Annotated in this window: 15 protein-coding genes and 1 pseudogene; 7 read left to right on the plus strand and 9 right to left on the minus strand. The window is 69.5% G+C overall.

Annotated elements, in window-relative coordinates:
• Positions 1-167: 167 nt before the first annotated feature.
• From QN152_09750 to QN152_09765, 4 genes are all read right to left on the minus strand, one after another.
• A complete protein-coding gene (locus QN152_09750) occupies positions 168-1,409 on the minus strand; it encodes an MFS transporter (GenBank protein MDR7539794.1) in 1,242 nt (413 codons plus the stop codon).
• A 79-nt stretch (positions 1,410-1,488) separates the two neighbouring features.
• The gene (locus QN152_09755) at positions 1,489-2,217 is read right to left on the minus strand and encodes a DUF6062 family protein (GenBank protein MDR7539795.1); all 729 of its coding nucleotides are present in this window, start codon (positions 2,215-2,217) and stop codon (positions 1,489-1,491) included.
• A gap of 4 nt (positions 2,218-2,221) precedes the next feature.
• Positions 2,222-2,716 carry a hypothetical protein gene (locus QN152_09760; GenBank protein ID MDR7539796.1) on the minus strand — a complete coding sequence of 165 codons (495 nt, stop codon included), beginning with the start codon at positions 2,714-2,716 and terminating at the stop codon, positions 2,222-2,224.
• Positions 2,713-3,183 (minus strand): hypothetical protein, encoded by a 471-nt coding sequence (locus QN152_09765; GenBank protein MDR7539797.1) that lies wholly within the window; start codon positions 3,181-3,183, stop codon positions 2,713-2,715. The genes QN152_09760 and QN152_09765 overlap by 4 nt, the downstream gene beginning before the upstream one ends.
• 256 nt (positions 3,184-3,439) lie before the next feature.
• Between QN152_09765 and QN152_09770 the strand changes: the two genes are divergently transcribed.
• The 3 genes from QN152_09770 (at position 3,440) to QN152_09780 (ending at position 6,322) form a co-directional block, all read left to right on the plus strand.
• Complete coding sequence (locus QN152_09770) at positions 3,440-5,173, plus strand: GAF domain-containing sensor histidine kinase (protein MDR7539798.1); 1,734 nt, start codon at positions 3,440-3,442, stop codon at positions 5,171-5,173.
• An 8-nt stretch (positions 5,174-5,181) separates the two neighbouring features.
• Positions 5,182-5,835, plus strand: a complete 654-nt coding sequence (locus tag QN152_09775; GenBank protein MDR7539799.1) for a response regulator transcription factor — start codon at positions 5,182-5,184, stop codon at positions 5,833-5,835.
• A 94-nt stretch (positions 5,836-5,929) separates the two neighbouring features.
• Positions 5,930-6,322, plus strand: coding sequence for a response regulator transcription factor (locus QN152_09780; GenBank protein MDR7539800.1), 393 nt, complete (start codon positions 5,930-5,932; stop codon positions 6,320-6,322).
• 9 nt (positions 6,323-6,331) lie between these two features.
• Here the strand turns inward: QN152_09780 and QN152_09785 are convergent, their stop codons facing one another.
• The 4 genes from QN152_09785 to QN152_09800 form a co-directional block, all read right to left on the minus strand.
• Positions 6,332-6,706 (minus strand): spore germination protein GerW family protein, encoded by a 375-nt coding sequence (locus QN152_09785; GenBank protein MDR7539801.1) that lies wholly within the window; start codon positions 6,704-6,706, stop codon positions 6,332-6,334.
• 22 nt (positions 6,707-6,728) lie between these two features.
• Positions 6,729-7,151 carry a universal stress protein gene (locus QN152_09790; GenBank protein MDR7539802.1) on the minus strand — a complete coding sequence of 141 codons (423 nt, stop codon included), beginning with the start codon at positions 7,149-7,151 and terminating at the stop codon, positions 6,729-6,731.
• On the minus strand, positions 7,148-7,897 hold the full coding sequence (locus QN152_09795) for a CBS domain-containing protein (protein MDR7539803.1): 750 nt from the start codon (positions 7,895-7,897) through the stop codon (positions 7,148-7,150). The genes QN152_09790 and QN152_09795 overlap by 4 nt, the downstream gene beginning before the upstream one ends.
• Positions 7,898-8,105: 208 nt before the next feature.
• Positions 8,106-9,380 carry an alkaline phosphatase D family protein gene (locus tag QN152_09800; protein ID MDR7539804.1) on the minus strand — a complete coding sequence of 425 codons (1,275 nt, stop codon included), beginning with the start codon at positions 9,378-9,380 and terminating at the stop codon, positions 8,106-8,108.
• Positions 9,381-9,603: 223 nt separating this feature from the next.
• On the opposite strand from QN152_09800, the gene QN152_09805 reads away from it, so the two are divergent.
• The 4 genes from QN152_09805 (at position 9,604) to QN152_09820 (ending at position 15,144) form a co-directional block, all read left to right on the plus strand.
• A complete protein-coding gene (locus tag QN152_09805; GenBank protein ID MDR7539805.1) occupies positions 9,604-9,981 on the plus strand; it encodes a hypothetical protein in 378 nt (125 codons plus the stop codon).
• 37 nt (positions 9,982-10,018) lie between these two features.
• Positions 10,019-12,706, plus strand: coding sequence for a GNAT family N-acetyltransferase (locus QN152_09810; protein MDR7539806.1), 2,688 nt, complete (start codon positions 10,019-10,021; stop codon positions 12,704-12,706).
• 295 nt (positions 12,707-13,001) lie between these two features.
• A complete protein-coding gene (locus tag QN152_09815) occupies positions 13,002-14,027 on the plus strand; it encodes an ATP-dependent 6-phosphofructokinase (GenBank protein ID MDR7539807.1) in 1,026 nt (341 codons plus the stop codon).
• A 16-nt stretch (positions 14,028-14,043) separates the two neighbouring features.
• On the plus strand, positions 14,044-15,144 hold the full coding sequence (locus QN152_09820) for a tagatose 1,6-diphosphate aldolase (GenBank protein ID MDR7539808.1): 1,101 nt from the start codon (positions 14,044-14,046) through the stop codon (positions 15,142-15,144).
• On the opposite strand, the pseudogene QN152_09825 reads toward QN152_09820, so the two are convergent.
• Positions 15,141-15,436, minus strand: a pseudogene (locus QN152_09825) (transposase). The gene QN152_09820 and the pseudogene QN152_09825 sit on opposite strands and share 4 nt — an antisense overlap.

Raw genomic sequence — 15,436 nt, forward strand, 5'->3', positions numbered from 1 at the left:
TCCATGATTTCCATGGACCCGGTCCATTCTGGCAGCGGGATGGGGGGAAAGCCCATCGGGCAGAAACCCGATACCCCGATGCCTATTGTGGGGGCCGGTCGCGTATTGTGGGGCGACCGTCGCGTGTCATGAGGGCCGGTCGCGTATTGTGGGGCGACCGTCGCGTGTCATGAGGGCCGGTCGCGTATGGCGAGGGGCCGCTCGCGCAGCAGCAGCAGCAGGAGGAGGGCGGCCGTGGCCGCGGCCCCGCCGTAGAAGAAGGGAGCAGCCGGGCCCAGCGCATCCCACATCCGCCCCGCGATAATGCTGGCCGGCAGCAGCGCCAGCCCGGTGGCCGTGGCGAAGGTCCCCAGAGCGGTAGCCCGCAGATGGGCCGGGACCAGATCCACCACAAAGGCTCGCTGGGCCCCCTCGGCCAGCGCATAGTACACTCCGTAGACCAGGAAGAGGGCTGGAACGGCCCAGGAGGCCAGGGGGACGCGGACCAGCGCGAAGCCGAGGTAGACGACGGCGAAGACGGCGTACCCTGCGACCAGCACGCGGCGCCGGCCCAGCCGGTCGGAGAGCGCTCCCGCCGGCGTGGACAGCAGTGCGTAGACCATGTTAAAGGCGAAGTAGACCAGCGGAATCGCCGCAGGCGACAGGCCCAGGTTGCGGGCCCGCAGGATCAGGAAGGCGTCGGAGGAGTTGCCCAGGGCAAAGATCGTGGCCGCCACCGTGAAATGGGCGAAGGGACGCCCCAACCGGGTGAAGGCCAGGCGGGGCGGGCGTGCGGCAGCGGCGGGCCGGCCCACATCCCGCAGGAAGAGCGCTGCGGTGAGAATGCCGGCCGCCCCTGGGACGGCGGCGACCCAGAAGACGGCGCGGTAGTGCTCCGGGGCCAGCGCCAGCGCGGCGAAAGCCAGCAGCGGCCCCACCGCGGCTCCCGCGGTGTCCATGGCCCGGTGGAAGCCGAAGGCCAGCCCGCGATGCTCCGCTGCCACGGAGTCGGCGATGAGGGCGTCGCGTGGCGCTGTGCGCACCCCCTTGCCCACTCGATCGACGAACCGGACCGCCAGCACATGCGGCCAGGCCCCCGCCACGGCCAGCAGGGGCTTGGTCAGGTTGGAGAGCGCGTACCCGACTACGACCAGCGGCTTGCGCCGACCGGCACGGTCGGAGAGCCACCCGGCGAAGACCCGCAGGACGCTGGCGGTGCTCTCCGCAACCCCCTCGATCAGCCCCACGGCAGCCACCGGCGCCCGCAGCGTCACCGTGAGGAACAGCGGCAGCACCGGGACGATCATCTCCGAGGCGATGTCGGTGAAGAAGCTGACCAGGCCGGCGACGAGGACGTTGCCGCCAAGAGACCGGAAACGCCGGGAGGGGACGGTGACCTGGGCCACCACGGGAGGGGAACCCTCGGTCATGGCACTACCCCGCTCATGGGTTCAGCGTACCAGACGCGGCCCCGGTCGGGACCCGGGCAGGCCGCGCCGCCGGCCGCTCTCAGCGCCAGACAATCCCCGGGGCGCCGGCGACCTTGTGCAGTACCCGTTGCCAGGAGGACCCTTCCTCTCCCATGGGCTCGTCGTGGAAGCGGTAGTCGTGCTTCCTCCAGAACTCGGAGAGCTCATGGCTCAGCCGCTCGATCAGCCGGCGTTCTGTCCGCAGCAACCACTCCAGGTCGGCGGAGTCGGCCATCTGCGCCACAACAGCGGCCAGGTGCCGCAGGCACAGGCCCAGGCTGCTCTCGTAGCGGGAGCGGAAGTCCGCATCCGCCGCGGCCCGCGCTGCCGCTGCCACGTACCGCTCCTCTGCGGCCCACTGTTCCCGGCAGGCGGGACAGGGGCGCCGCCCCGCCAGCCACGCCCGGATCCCCCGTGCGGCCTCCTGGCGGACCTGGCCGGCGCGCAGCAGCCAGCGCCGTCCCCCACCTGCCCCCACGACCTGCGGCTCGGCAGCGGCGATGAAAGCGCGGCGGAACTCCTCCAGGAGGTGACGGTAGACGATGGCCACACCGGTGGCGCTGTTGAAGAACGCCGGCAGCCTCCAGGCGTGCACAGGGCAGAAGCCGCGCGCCGTGGTCAGCTCCTCCCGGAACCAGGGGTCGTTCACCCCCTCGTAGAGAAATCCCCAGAGGAACCTGCGCACACTCTCCAGGCTGAGGTGGCAGACGGGGCAGTGGCCACGGTCAACAGCCCCCAGCAGGGCGTAAAACAGCATGTCGCGCTGCACCGGGCTACTCGCTCCTGTTGCGTCGCTGCCGCCAGAAGGCGCGCAGCGCATCCGCGGCGGCCGGCCGGACGGACGCGGGCCCCGCCTGCGGACGATCCGACGACACCGCCGCCCCCAGCTGCGCCTCCCGTTCCGTCAGCGTCCGCTGCAGCCGTGCCCGCCGGGCTTCCTGCTGCGCCAGCGACTCCCGGAACTGGGCGTTGGTCGCCTCAAGCCCGGTGATGTTCATCTGCAGGCCGCGGATGGCCTCGTCCGCCAGGTAAGCACGGTGGCGCAGGGCCGCCAGTTCCGCCCGCGCCGCGGCCCATTCGTTGAAGACCTCGGCGAAGGTGCGGTCGGGCAGGGTGAGGGCGTCGCCGCCGTACGCCAGCAGGATCTTCACACCCTCCTCCGCCGTCCACCCCTTCTCCCGGATGAAGTGGGCAAACCTCCTGCCCAGATCCGGGGGCAGACAGACGCGCAGCCGCCGCAGCGGCGGGAAAACGACCTGAGATTTCATCGGCTTCCCCCAGCCAACCGGCGCGCGATGCGCTCCCACAGCCTGCGGCGGTGGGAGGTGGGTGAGGAGGAGGGCGACGCGTTCAACCGGTCGATCAGCGTCTGCAGCGAGGCGTTCTCCTGGCGCAGCTCCCGCATCCGCTGCCGGTTTTCTTTGAGGGTGTCCCCCAGCGCATGCACCCGTTCGCTGAGGGCGTGCATCCTCATTTCCGCGGCGATGGTGCGGGCGCGCATGGAAACCAGCAGCGCCGCGGTCTCACGGCGGCGGAGTTCCTGAGCGCGCGGGGTGGCAGCATCCTTCGCCTCACCCGACGCCTCCCACTCTGCCTCGTCCCGCCCGTAGCGCTCCAGGCCCAGCGCCAGGAGCCAGGGGAGGTCCGCCTCCGGGTCACGCCCCTGAGCCTCCAGAGCGCGACGAATGGCCGCCCAGTCCTCCTCCAGCAGCTCGACCTCGATCACCCACTCCACTGACGCCCTCATGGCTGAGAAACGAAGAGCCCCTGCCGACCCCGCGATCAGCAGGAGCTATCAGCCCCCGTAGGGGCAAAAGACGAGCTCCATCGCCTATGGAGTTTAGTTAAGTATAGGCATGGTCGGGGCGGTGTGTCAACACGCGTCCGCCCTCACCTTACCCTCTCACCTGCTTTGATGCTCCCGGCGCGCCGGGCGGTTGCGCCTGAAGGCACATTGGACGATCATATGGAGGAGGAGAACACGCTGGCATATGCTTTCTTTCGCCCTGCTGGGCCTGCTGTCCGTCGGTATCGGCATCGAGCTGGCGGTGACGGCGTTTCTCCTCCTGCGGTTTGTGGAAAGCCGCGAGGCCCAGGTGGGCTGGTGGGCGGCGGCCTTCGCCCTTTACACCGCTCACGTACTGCTGGAGGCGCTGGCCTTCATCTGGCCGGGCGTGATCATCCTGCGGCACCTCTTCTTCGTCCTGGCAGCAGCAGCCATCGCCCGCAGCCTGGGACCGCTCCCCCTGCCGCTCTCACCGCTGCTGGCGGTGGTGGCGATCGTCCTCTCCGCGCTGCTGCTGCCCTCCTTCCCTGGCTGGGCCGCCGTTCCGCCGTCGCTGCTGGGCGGCGCCTGGTTCGTCCTGGCGGCGGTGCGCTACCTCCGCGGGGTGGGCGGTCTGGAGGAGCGGTCTTCCCTGCTGGTGTTCGGCGGCCTCCTGCTCACCGGGGCCATCTCCCTGGCCTATCCGCTTCTGCGGCCGCAGCCCATCTGGGTCGGCGTGGGCGCGGGGCTCTCCGGACTCTTCACCATCGCCTTTGCTTTAGGGGTGCTGCTGCGGAGCTGGGCCCGCGCCCGCGACCTGGCCACGGTCAACGCCGTGGCCGAGACCCTGAATCGCTCCACTAACATCCAGGAGGCGCTGCAGACATCGCTGCAGCGGATCGTGGAGCTGATGAACCTGCGCAGCGGGTGGGTGTTCATCCAGGAGGACGGCGGCTATACCCTGGCCGCTCACCGTGCCCTCCCGGAGCCGCTGGCCGCCAATGACGCCGCGGCCATGGCCGGTGACTGCCGCTGCCTGCAGCTATTGCGCGAAGGGCGGTTGCGCCAGGCCGTGAACACCGTCCCCTGCCTGCGGCTGGAGAACGCCGGTTGGCCACAGGTGCGGCACGCCAGTGTGCCTCTGTATACCGCGGGCCGTGCGGTGGGCGTGATGAACCTCCTGCTGCCGGAGGGCCGCAACCTGGTGGGCCGGGAACTGGACATGCTGGCCGCGGTGGGACACCAGATCGCGCTGGCCGTGGAACGCAACCGCCTCTTCGAGGAGGTGCGGGCCAAGGAAGCTGCGCGGGGAGAGCTGATCGAGAAGCTGCTCACCGCGCAGGAGGACGAACGGCGGCGCATCGCCCGCGAACTGCACGATGAGGCGGGACAGGCGCTGACCGCCCTCATCCTCAACCTGGAGATGGCCGAGCGGGCGGCTCCGCCGGAGGAGGCCACACGCCTGGAGCGGCTGCGTGCTATCGCCGAGCACACCCTGGGTGAGCTGCGTACCCTGATCTACGAGCTGCGTCCCACCATCCTGGACGACCTGGGGCTGGGGGCGGCCATCCGCTGGCTGGTCAAGGAAGTAGTAGAGCCCACCGGCATTAAAGTGGACCTGCAGCTCCAGGGGCTGGAGCGGCGTCTGCCGCATGCGGTGGAGACCGCCGTCTTCCGCATTGCCCAGGAGGCGTTCAATAATATGCTCAAGCACGCGCAGGCCTCCCGGGTCCGCGTGGCCGTGGGGGTCGACCACCGGGAGGTCAGCATCACGGTGGAGGACAACGGCCGGGGCTTCAACCCGGCGACGGTGCCGCCCAGCCGGACGGGCCGGGGACTGGGGCTGCTGGGCATGCGCGAACGGGCGGAGCTGCTGGGCGGCAGGCTGGTGGTGGAAAGCACGGTGGGACAGGGCACCCGGGTGCACGGCGTCTTGCCGCTGCGCGACGGCGGAGGTTAGGAGGGCACGTGGCCAAGATCAGGGTCGTCATTGCCGATGACCACGCGGTAGTCCGGGAGGGGGTCAAGATGATCCTCAGCCGGGAGCCGGACATCGAGATCGTGGGCGAGGCCGGCAACGGCCGCGAAGCCCTGGACCTGGTGGCCAAGACCAGGCCGCACGTGGTGGTGATGGACATCTCCATGCCGGAGATGGGGGGCGTGGAGGCTACCCGCCGCGTCAAGGAAGCCTACCCCAAGGTAAACGTGCTGGCGCTGACCATGCACGAGGACGAGAGCTACGTCTTCCAGTTGCTCAAGGCCGGTGCCTCAGGGTATGTACTCAAACGGGGAGCGGCACAGGACCTGGTGCAGGCCATCCGCTCCGCCGCCCGCGGCGAGGCGTTCCTCTATCCCTCGGTGGCGCGCAGTGTCCTGGCCGACTACCTGAAGCGCGTAGAGGCCGGCGAGGAGCGGCACCGCTTCGACGGGCTGACGGAGCGCGAGCGGGAGATCCTGGCCCTGATTGCCGAGGGCCTGTCCAACCAGGAGATTGCCCAGAAGCTGTTCATCAGCATCAAGACCGTGCAGACTCACCGTACGCACATCATGGAGAAGCTGGACCTGCACAACCGAGCTCAGCTGGTCCGCTACGCCATCCGCAAGGGCCTGATCGAGCCCTAGCCGGCCCACGATCCCCCGGGGTTTTCCGGGAAAATCGGTCAGCCGCCCGATTCCCCCTCCCCTTTCTCCCGGCTAGGCTGAAACCCAAGACGCGATGGTGTCCAGGGAAACGGTTCGAGTCCTCATCGTCGAGCAGTTTCCGACGACCGCGGCGGTCATACGCGCCCTGCTGGCGGGCTCGTCCCGCGTCAGCGTGGTGGGGGAGGCGGCGGAAGCCCCTCAGGCGCTACGGCTGCTGGAGCACCTCCGCCCCGACGTGGTCATCCTGGACGGGGCGCTGGGGCACCGGGACGGCCACAGCCTCATCCGGCAGATGAAGGAGGCCCAGCCCGGGGTGCGCCTGATCGTCCTCAGCGACCACCCCGATCCCCTCTACCAGGAGGCGGCCGCGGCCTCAGGCGCCGACCGCCTCATCCTCAAGGTACATCTGGTCACCGAGCTGCTTCCCGCTATCCGGGCTGTCCTCCCGGAGGCCGGTCCCGCCTAGCCAAGACTCTCAGCCGCCCCCTCTGGCCCGGGCCCGGACGCTGACCCCGATGGTGCGGGTGATCCAGAAGACGTTCCACGCCACAAGAAGCATTCCCAGAATGGCCAGCCGGGTGACGTTGACGATGGGCTGGACCCTGAGTCTCCCTTCCGCCACCTCGACCAGGGCCAGCGGCTCCACCCGCAACCCGCCCCCTCCGCCGCCCCCGGTCGCCCCGTCCCCTCCGGCTTTGGGCGCCTGTCCTCCTCCCAGACCGAACCCGTAGGCGACGGAGGCCACAGGGATGACCTTCCGCCCCTCGATCTCCATCACCTCGCCGAAGACGACACGTACCCCCGCCTGTCCCTGCATCTCCCGCAGTCGCTGCTGCAGCTCTTCCAGCATCTCCTGTCCCTCCTTCCCGCGGTCAGCGGACGATGAGCACGGGGCAGGGGGCTTCCTGCACCACCCGCTGGCTCACCGAGCCCAGCAGTGCCACCTCCAGGCGTCCCAGCCCCCGCGACCCCATCACAATCAGGTCACAGCCCCTGGTACGGGCCACCCGCAGAATAGCCTCCGCAGCCGGCCCCTCCAGGACCTCCTCCTCGAAGGGCACTCTCTCCCGCTCCAGAATCGCCGTCGCTTCACGGGCCACGGCCTCTCCCTCCGCCGGGCGCCGCGCCATCAGCTCCTCCAGGAAGGGGCTGCCCAGGTCCCGGGGGATGGGCTCGTAGGCGGTGACGACAATGACCCGCGCCTGCCGCCGCCGCGCTATGTCCACGACCCAGTCCAGGGCCTTACGCGCGTGCAAAGAACCGTCGGTGGCATAGAGGATGGTGGATACCTTCACATGGACCGCTCCGGGGGAAGCTTCCCCCCTCCCGGCTTAGCGGCCGGGGCGCTTTCTCCCGCATCCCTTTCAGCGGTGGGCGAGGACGCGGCCGGGGGTTCGCCCGCCTGGGGCAGGGGAGCCAGGTGGGTGACCTTCACCCCCTGGTCGGCCAGGGCCTGCACCACGTGCAGCGGGTAGGAGGTTTCCAGGCGGATCACCGCCTGCCCCACATTGTCCACCACGTAGGCGGCCAGGCTGCTGATGTTCACCTGGCAGTCGCGGATGACCCGCACGACCTCCTCCAGGGCGCCGATCCGGTTCTCGATCTCCACCGTCAGGCGCGTCCCGCCCCGGCTTAGGCCCATCAGGTCGATGAAGGCGTCGAAGATGTCGCTCTCGGTGATGATGCCCACCACGCCGCCGTCCTCGACCACGGGGAGACCGCCGATCTTGTTGCGGCGCATCAGCACTGCCACTTCCTCGATGGTCGCCCCCGGCGAGGTGGTGATCACATTCTTGGTCATCACCTCGGCGACCGGCGCCTTCATCAAGAGGTAGGAGATCTCCCACACGGAGAGGCTCGTGGCCGGGGAAGGGGAGGCACGCATCAGGTCGGTCCAGGTCACGATGCCGACCAGGCGCTGGCCCTTCAGCACGGGGAGACGACGGATGCGGCGCTCCTTCATCAGAGCCAGGGCATCGTGGATGGAGGTCTTGGGGCCAACGGTGATCACCGGCGTGGTCATGCGGTCGCGTACCAGCATGAGAGACCCTCCTTCGCTGTCCACCTCAACCATAGTAGCCCCCGCAGGCGGAGGGATCGGGTAAAAGCCCGATTTTCCCTCAGGTGCTGTCACGCCCACAGTCGCCACCGTCCCTGCAGGCTGCTATGCCATTCATGCACGCCGCAGGCGTTACCAGGTCACACCCCGTGCATGACCACCACCACGGCCTCCCCGTCCCCGCACCAGCCTACTCGACAGGCAGATGGCGCTGGTAGAGGAGCCGGTCCCGGTCATCCCGCCACTCCAGCGCGATCCCCTCCGGGGCGATGCGCATCCAGCCATAGTTGAACGACCCGGTAGTCGACCAGAGGGTCTCCGGTCGGCCCTCCGCCCGGGCGGTGCGTGCCAGGCTGGCCGCCAGCGGGCTGGCGATGGCCTCGTAGAGCCCTTCCGGATGACGCAGCAACGCGGCGTAGTGGGTGTCGCCCACCAGGAAGACGACGTTGGCGATCCTGCGCCCGGCGATGAAGCGCAGGATCTCGTCGCGCTCGAAGGCGTAGCCCTCCCAGGAATCCGCGCCATGGTGACGGAGAGGCACGGTGCTGACCACTACTTTTACCTTCGCTGCCGACCGCGCCAGGCCGTCCAGCAGCCACCGTTTCTGCGCGCGGCCGAGCATCGTCTTCTCTGGCCCATCCAGGCGGAACGCAGGAGTCCGGTACTGCCGGGTGTCCAGGATGAAGAACTCCGCGGTGCGCCCCCAGCGGAAGCTGCGGTAGAGGCGTTTGGGATCCTCGGATGAAGTCCGGATTGGCCAGAACTCCAGGAAGGCGCGCAGGCCGGTCTCCAGCCGGATGTGCTCGGAGTCGAAGTTGTTCTCGACCTCGTGGTCATCCCAGATCACCCAGCTCGCCACCGTGGCCAGGTACTCGCGCAGTAACGGATCGCCGCGGTTGATCTGGTACTTCTGCCGGTATTCCTCCAGGGTGGTCGCCCGGAAGGTCCCCAGGTCGGTGTAGACGGTGTCGCCCAGGAACAGGAAGAGGTCGGCGCCGCGCGCGCGCATCGCCTGGAAGATCCGGAACGGCCTGAATTCCTCGGCGGTGTCGGCGCCCCACATCAGGGTGACCGGCTGGTCGCGGTCGGGGGGCGGTGGGGTGACGAACGTCCCGACGGGGCTGGGCCCCTCCCCGGTCGCGAACCGGTACGCGTAGCGGCGGCCGGGCTCCAGGCCCGTGAGGTCGACCTTCAGCGTGTAGCCGGTCTCAGGACCGGTGGTGAACGGCCCGGTGACGCGCGCCCCGACCAGCACAGGATCTGTCCCGTACTCCACCCGCACAGAGCCGGAGGTGTGGGTGCGGGACCAGAGGACCGCGCTGGTCGCCGTGACGTCCCCGGCGGCGATCCCCTGGGGGAAGAGCTCGTGCGCGCGTCCAGGCAGCGCTCCCACGCCCGCCGCCACCAGCATGGCCAGAAGCCAACTGACCGATAAGTGCCGAAAGCCGCGCCGGGCCACAGGCATGGGGGATCCTTGCTAGAACTTCATTCCCGCGCGGGCGATCCCCTGGACGAAATACCGCTGGAGGACGAAGAAGAGCACGAGGATCCACCAGTGGCGTCCGCCCGTGTCTCGTGCCCGATCCGGACTCCTCCTTTACCGGCTCGCCACGCACACGACGACGCTCCGGGTCACCGTGATGCGGGGCACGACGTTCTGGTAAACTTGTGCACGGCGAGGTGGCGCAATGGGCACGTTCCGGTACGCTATCCGCATCGGCCGCCTCGATGGCTCAGCCTTTGAAAGTGTCGAGGCGCTGGTTGACACTGGAGCCACGTACACGCGGGTGCCCAGGCTTGTCCTGGAGCGACTGGGGGTCGCCCCGAGCACCCGGCGGCGCCTGCAGACGGCCACAGGCCAGATCATTGAACGCGACGCCGGCCCGGCGCTGGTGACGGTAGACGGTGAGACCGTGGCCACGACGTGCATCTTCGGGGATCCCGACTCCGTGCCACTGCTCGGCGCGGTGACCCTGGAAGAGTGCGGGCTAGCCGTAGACCCCATTCGCCAGCAATTGGTTCCCGTCCTGGGGCTGCTGGCCGCACAGCCCATCCAGGAATCCTGACCCTGTGGGGGCCGCACGCAGGTCCACCCACGAGCCCATGCGTAGAGTTGACGTAGTGCTCCGCGACGGGTCGACGGTGCGGCTGCGCCCCGTGCGCCCGGACGACGAGGAGCGGCTGCTGGCCTTCCTCCGCGGGCTATCGGAGGAGTCGCGGGCGCTGCGCTACCTTATCCGCACCAGTGACGAGTTCCTGAGGGAGGAGGCGCATCGGGAAGCACACGTGGACCAGGTGCAGCGCTTTGGCCTCGTGGCCACCACCGGAGCGGAAGAGCGGATCGTCGGCCATGCTGTCTTCGGCCGGCGGGACGCGGAGCGGGCCGAGGTGGCCGTGGCGGTGGCTGACGAGTACCAGGGCAAGGGAATCGGGACCATCCTGCTGGGCCACCTGGCGGACGCCGCCGCCGCCCGGGGCATCCGTGTCTTCGAGGCGGAGGTGCTGGCGAGCAACCACCGCATGCTGCAGCTCTTCCGCGACTGCGGCTTCCCCCTGGAGGTGGAGGTGAAGGCAGGCGAGCTGCACGTGCGCTTCCCCACCGCGGTGACGGAGGAAGCGCGCGCCCTCTTCGAGCAGCGGGAGCGGGTGGCCATGGCCAACGCGCTGCTGCCCTTCTTCCGACCCCGGGGGGTGGCCGTCATCGGCGCCTCGCGGGAGCGCGGCACCATCGGCGCCGAGGTCTTCCACAACCTGCTGGCCTACGGCTTCAACGGTCCCGTCTACCCGGTCAACCCTCAGGCGGCGGTGGTGCAGAGCGTCCCCGCCTACGCCTCGGTGGAGGACATCCCCGGCCCCGTGGACCTGGCGGTGATCGCCGTACCCGCCGCGGCGGTGAACGCCGTCGCCGAGGCGTGCGGCCGCAAGGGGGTGCGTGCCCTGGTGGTCATCTCCGCGGGCTTCGCCGAGACCGGGGAGGAAGGTCGGGCGCGGCAGGCGGAGCTGCTGCGCATCTGCCGCGCCCACGGGATGCGGCTTATAGGCCCCAACTGCATGGGCATTATCAACACCGACCCCGAGGTGCGCCTCAACGCCACCTTCGCCACGGCGGCACCGCCGGAAGGGCGCATCGGCTTCTTTTCCCAGAGCGGCGCCCTGGGGCTGGCCGTGATCGACCATGCGGCTACACTGGGGCTGGGCATCTCCACCTTCGTCTCCGTGGGCAACAAGGCCGATATCTCCGGCAACGACCTGATCACCTACTGGGAGGGCGACCCGCGCACGGACGTCATCCTCCTCTACCTGGAGTCCTTCGGAAACCCCCGGAAGTTTTCGCGCATCGCCCAGCGGGTGGGGCGAAGGAAGCCTATCGCCGCGGTCAAGAGCGGCCGCTCCCGGGCCGGGGCCAGGGCCACCTCCTCCCACACCGGGGCCCTGGTGGCCGCCTCGGAGGTGACGGTGGACGCCCTCTTCCGCCAGGCCGGGGTCATCCGCACCGACACCCTGGAGGAGCTCTTCGACGTGGCCCTGCTGCTGGCGCACCAGCCCGCGCCGCGCGGCCGGCGCGTGGGCATCATCAGCAACGCCGGCGGGCCGGCCATTCTGGCTGCCGACGCCTGCGAGGCGGAGGGCCTGGAGATCCCCCTGCTGGGGGCGGAGACGCAGCAGCGGCTGCGGGAGGTGCTGCCGCCGCAGGCCAGCGTGTCCAACCCGGTGGACATGGTGGCCTCCGCCACCGCCGCCCACTACCGGGAGGTACTGCGCGTCGTCGCCGCAGACCCCGCGGTGGACGCCCTCATCGTCATCTTCATTCCCCCGCTGGTCACGCGCGCCGAGGACGTGGCCGCCGCCATCGTGGAGGGCACGCGGGACCTGCGCGCAGCCAAGCCGGTCCTCACCGTCTTCATGTCGGCGCGGGGGATTCCCCAGATCCTCCGCGCCCCCGACGTGCACGTCCCCTCCTACGCCTTTCCCGAGGATGCAGCCATCGCCCTGGCGCGGGTCACCCGCTACGGGGAGTGGCGCGCCCGCCCCCGCCGCCCACCGCCGCAACTGGACGTGCGCCGCGACGAGGCGGCGGCGGTGGTGGCCGCCGCCCTGCAACGGGGCGCGGGATGGTTGCTCCCTCAGGAGGTAGTGGCGCTTCTCTCCTGCTACGGCCTGCCCCTGGTACGCCAGGAGATGGTGCGCACCCCGGAGGAGGCGGGGGAGGCGGCCGGGCGCATCGGCGGCGAGGTGGCGCTGAAGGCCGTGGGGCCGGAGATCGTGCACAAGACCGAACTGGGCGCGGTGCGGCTGTCCCTGCCCCCGGAGCAGGTCCCCGCCGTCGCGGCGCAGATGGCCGCCGCCCTGGCCGCCCGCGGGGTGAGGCCCGAGGGGTTCCTGGTGCAGGAGATGGTCCCCGCAGGCGTGGAGATGATCGTGGGCGTGGTGCACGACCCGCAGTTTGGGCCCGTGGTCGCCTGCGGCGCGGGCGGGGTGCTGGTGGAGCTGCTGCGCGATGTCTCCGTGCGCCTCACCCCGCTGAACGCGGAGGACGCAGCGGAGATGGTGCAGAGCCTGAAGACCTATCCCCTGCTGGCCGGCTTCCGCGGCCAGCAGGCGCACGACACCGCCGCCCTGCAGGACGCGCTGCTGCGCGTCAGCGCTCTGGTGGAGGACCTCCCGCAGATCGTGGAGCTGGACTGCAACCCCATCATGGTGCTGCAGAAGGGTGCGGCGGTTATCGACGCACGGGTACGCGTGGCCCCCTACGAGCCTCCTCCCCTGGCGGCAGCGCGGGGGGAGATGTAGATGCGCCATGATCCCGGACAGGTTCCCCTCACGCCGGGAGGAGCACTGCCGGCTGTTGGCCTGGGAGACCTGCTGGAGACGGAGCGCTACGACATCCTCTCCATCTCCCCGGACGTTGGATCCCAGCCGGCCGGAGCACCAGGGACAGAATACCGCCTACCGGATCTGACCTGTGGCGGGAACCCGTCCTTCCCTACCGGAAGTAGCCCTCCGGATACGTCTTCCACCCGATAGACGCCCACATGCCGCCGCGGGCACTGTATGGTAAGCTCGGGGATTGACAGGAGGTATGCCCATGCGTGTTGGGGTCTTGACCGGTGGGGGGGACGCGCCGGGACTGAACGCGGCCATCAGGGCGGTAGCCCGCGCCGGGTGGCGGGAGGGCTATACCATCGTCGGCATCCGGAACGGCTGGCTGGGCCTGCTGACCGACGACCTGGTGGAGCTGACCCCCGAGGACGTGCGGGGTATCCTGCACCGCGGCGGCACCATCCTGGGCACCTCCCGCACGAACCCCTTCAAAGAGGAGGGTGGCCCGCAGCGGGTGATGGACTGCCTGCGGGCACACGAGATCGATGCTCTGGTGGCCATCGGCGGGGACGATACCCTGGGTGTGGCCCAGCGCCTCTTGCCGCTGGGCCTGCGGGTGGTGGGCATCCCCAAGACCATGGACAACGACATCCCCGGCACCGACTACACCATCGGCTTCGACACCGCCGTGAACGTGGTCATGGACGCCTGCGACAAGCTGCACCCCACGGCGGAAGCGCACCACCGGGTGATGGTGGTGGAGGTGATGGGACGGGACGCGGGCTGGGTGGCGGCGGTGGGCGGGCTGGCCGGCGGCGCCGACATCATCCTGGTGCCCGAGGTCTCCTTCACCATCGACGAGGTGTGCGAGCGCATCCGGGCGCGACACAACCAGGGCAAGAGCTTCAGCATCCTGGTGGTGGCGGAGGGTGCCAGGGCCACGGACATCGGGATGCAGATCACTCAGGAGGCGCCGGTGGACGCCTTCGGCCACGTGCGCCTGGGCGGGATCGGGAACGTGCTGGCCAGGGAGATCGAGGCCAGGACGGGCTACGAGACCCGGGTCACCGTCCTGGGGCACCTGCAGCGCGGCGGCTCTCCCACCGTCTTCGACCGCGTCCTGGCCACCCGGTTCGGCGTGGCCGCCATCGAGATGATCAGGCAGGGCCGGTTCGGGGTGATGGTCGCCCTGCGGGGCAACCGGATCACCTCCCTACCTCTGGAGGAGGCTCTGGTCGGAGAGCACAAGCTCGACCTGACCCTTTACGAACTGGCCAACATCGTCAAGTGAGGCGAGGAGGCGCGGCATGACCAGCATGAGCATGGGGAAGCTGGCGAACCTGCGGCGGCTGGCAGATGGGACCGGCCGCTTCAAGATGCTGGCCATCGATCAGCGCGACTCCCTGCGCAAGGCGCTGGGCCAGGCCCTGGGACGGGAGAGCGCCCAGGTGACCTACGAGGACATGGCGGCAACCAAGACGCTGATCACTGAGGCCCTCGCTCCTTACTCCACCGCCACGCTGGTGGATCCGGTCTACGGGCTGCCCCGCGCCGTGCGCGTCGTCCCCGGGACTGTGGGCCTGCTGGTGGCCACGGAGGAGACGGGATACGAGAAGGCCGGTCCCGGAGGCCGCGAGCGGAAGTCCCGGTTGGTGGATGGGTGGTCGGTGGCCAAGGCCAAGCGGGCGGGAGCCAACGCGGTCAAGCTGCTCATCTACTACAACCCTGAGGCCTCCGCCGAGGTGCTGGCCCACCAGCAGGGGTTGGTGCGGCAGGTGGGCCAGGCCTGCCGGCAGGAGGACATCCCCTTCCTCCTGGAGCTGGTCACCTACCCCATCCAGGAGCCCTCCGCGGACACGCCGGAGTTCGCCCGCCGCCGCCCCGAGCACACCCTGGAGTCGGCGCGCGAGTTCTCCCGCGACGACTACCAGGTGGACATCCTCAAGCTGGAGTTTCCCGGTGACCTGAAGTACACACGGCAGTTCTGCGGGGGAGCCTTCGACGGGAAGGAACGCGCAGCGGTCTACGACCTGGACCAGGTCCGCCAGTTCTGCCGCCGCCTCGATCAGGTCTCGCGGCGCCCCTGGGTCATCCTCAGCGGGGGCGTGGACATCAAGGAGTTCCTGGCCAACCTGGAGCTGGCCGTGGAGGCCGGCGCCAGCGGTTTCCTCTGCGGACGGGCCATCTGGAAGGACGTGGTGCCGCGGTACCCTGACCTGGAGGAGATGCGCGCCTTCCTGCGCACGGAGGGGACCTACAACTTCCTGCGGGCGAATGCTACGGCGGAGCGGGCGCGGCCATGGTTCGACCACCCATGGATCGGAGGGTGGGAGCGGGTGCGCCTCCCCGAAGAGGACGCATCCTGGTACCGGCAGTACGCGGAGGCCGAGCGCGTGGCTGCCCCTTAGTGTCCTAAGTTAGAGATTCGTTGACAAAACCTTCCCACCGTCGTCAAGATCTGGTCTGCCGTTTTCGTCCACACGAAGGGCTTGGGGTGTGCGTTGGAGATGGCCAGGTATCAGTTGGTCGCCTCTTCGAGTTCCCGAGTGCTCCGGTGCACACCCCGTCAGAGTTGCTTTTCGGTCAGGGCGGCGAACCACCGCTCCACCAGATTGAGCCAGGAAGCCCCCGTGGGGGTGAAGTGCAGGTGGTACCGAGGGCGCTTGGCCAGCCAGCGGCGAATCGCCGGGGCTTTGTGCG

This window comes from Armatimonadota bacterium (assembly GCA_031459715.1).
Classification (GTDB): Bacteria; Sysuimicrobiota; Sysuimicrobiia; order Sysuimicrobiales; family Humicultoraceae; genus Humicultor; species Humicultor tengchongensis.

What these genes read in the sequence shown, in the direction of transcription:
- QN152_09750 (MDR7539794.1), bottom strand. Translation starts at nt 1,409, where the DNA reads ATGACCGAGGGTTCCCCTCCCGTGGTGGCCCAGGTCACCGTCCCCTCC.
- QN152_09760 (MDR7539796.1), bottom strand. Translation starts at nt 2,716, where the DNA reads ATGAAATCTCAGGTCGTTTTCCCGCCGCTGCGGCGGCTGCGCGTCTGT.
- QN152_09770 (MDR7539798.1), top strand. Translation starts at nt 3,440, where the DNA reads ATGCTTTCTTTCGCCCTGCTGGGCCTGCTGTCCGTCGGTATCGGCATC.
- QN152_09780 (MDR7539800.1), top strand. Translation starts at nt 5,930, where the DNA reads ATGGTGTCCAGGGAAACGGTTCGAGTCCTCATCGTCGAGCAGTTTCCG.
- QN152_09785 (MDR7539801.1), bottom strand. Translation starts at nt 6,706, where the DNA reads ATGCTGGAAGAGCTGCAGCAGCGACTGCGGGAGATGCAGGGACAGGCG.
- QN152_09795 (MDR7539803.1), bottom strand. Translation starts at nt 7,897, where the DNA reads ATGCTGGTACGCGACCGCATGACCACGCCGGTGATCACCGTTGGCCCC.
- QN152_09800 (MDR7539804.1), bottom strand. Translation starts at nt 9,380, where the DNA reads ATGCCTGTGGCCCGGCGCGGCTTTCGGCACTTATCGGTCAGTTGGCTT.
- QN152_09805 (MDR7539805.1), top strand. Translation starts at nt 9,604, where the DNA reads ATGGGCACGTTCCGGTACGCTATCCGCATCGGCCGCCTCGATGGCTCA.
- QN152_09810 (MDR7539806.1), top strand. Translation starts at nt 10,019, where the DNA reads ATGCGTAGAGTTGACGTAGTGCTCCGCGACGGGTCGACGGTGCGGCTG.
- QN152_09815 (MDR7539807.1), top strand. Translation starts at nt 13,002, where the DNA reads ATGCGTGTTGGGGTCTTGACCGGTGGGGGGGACGCGCCGGGACTGAAC.
- QN152_09820 (MDR7539808.1), top strand. Translation starts at nt 14,044, where the DNA reads ATGACCAGCATGAGCATGGGGAAGCTGGCGAACCTGCGGCGGCTGGCA.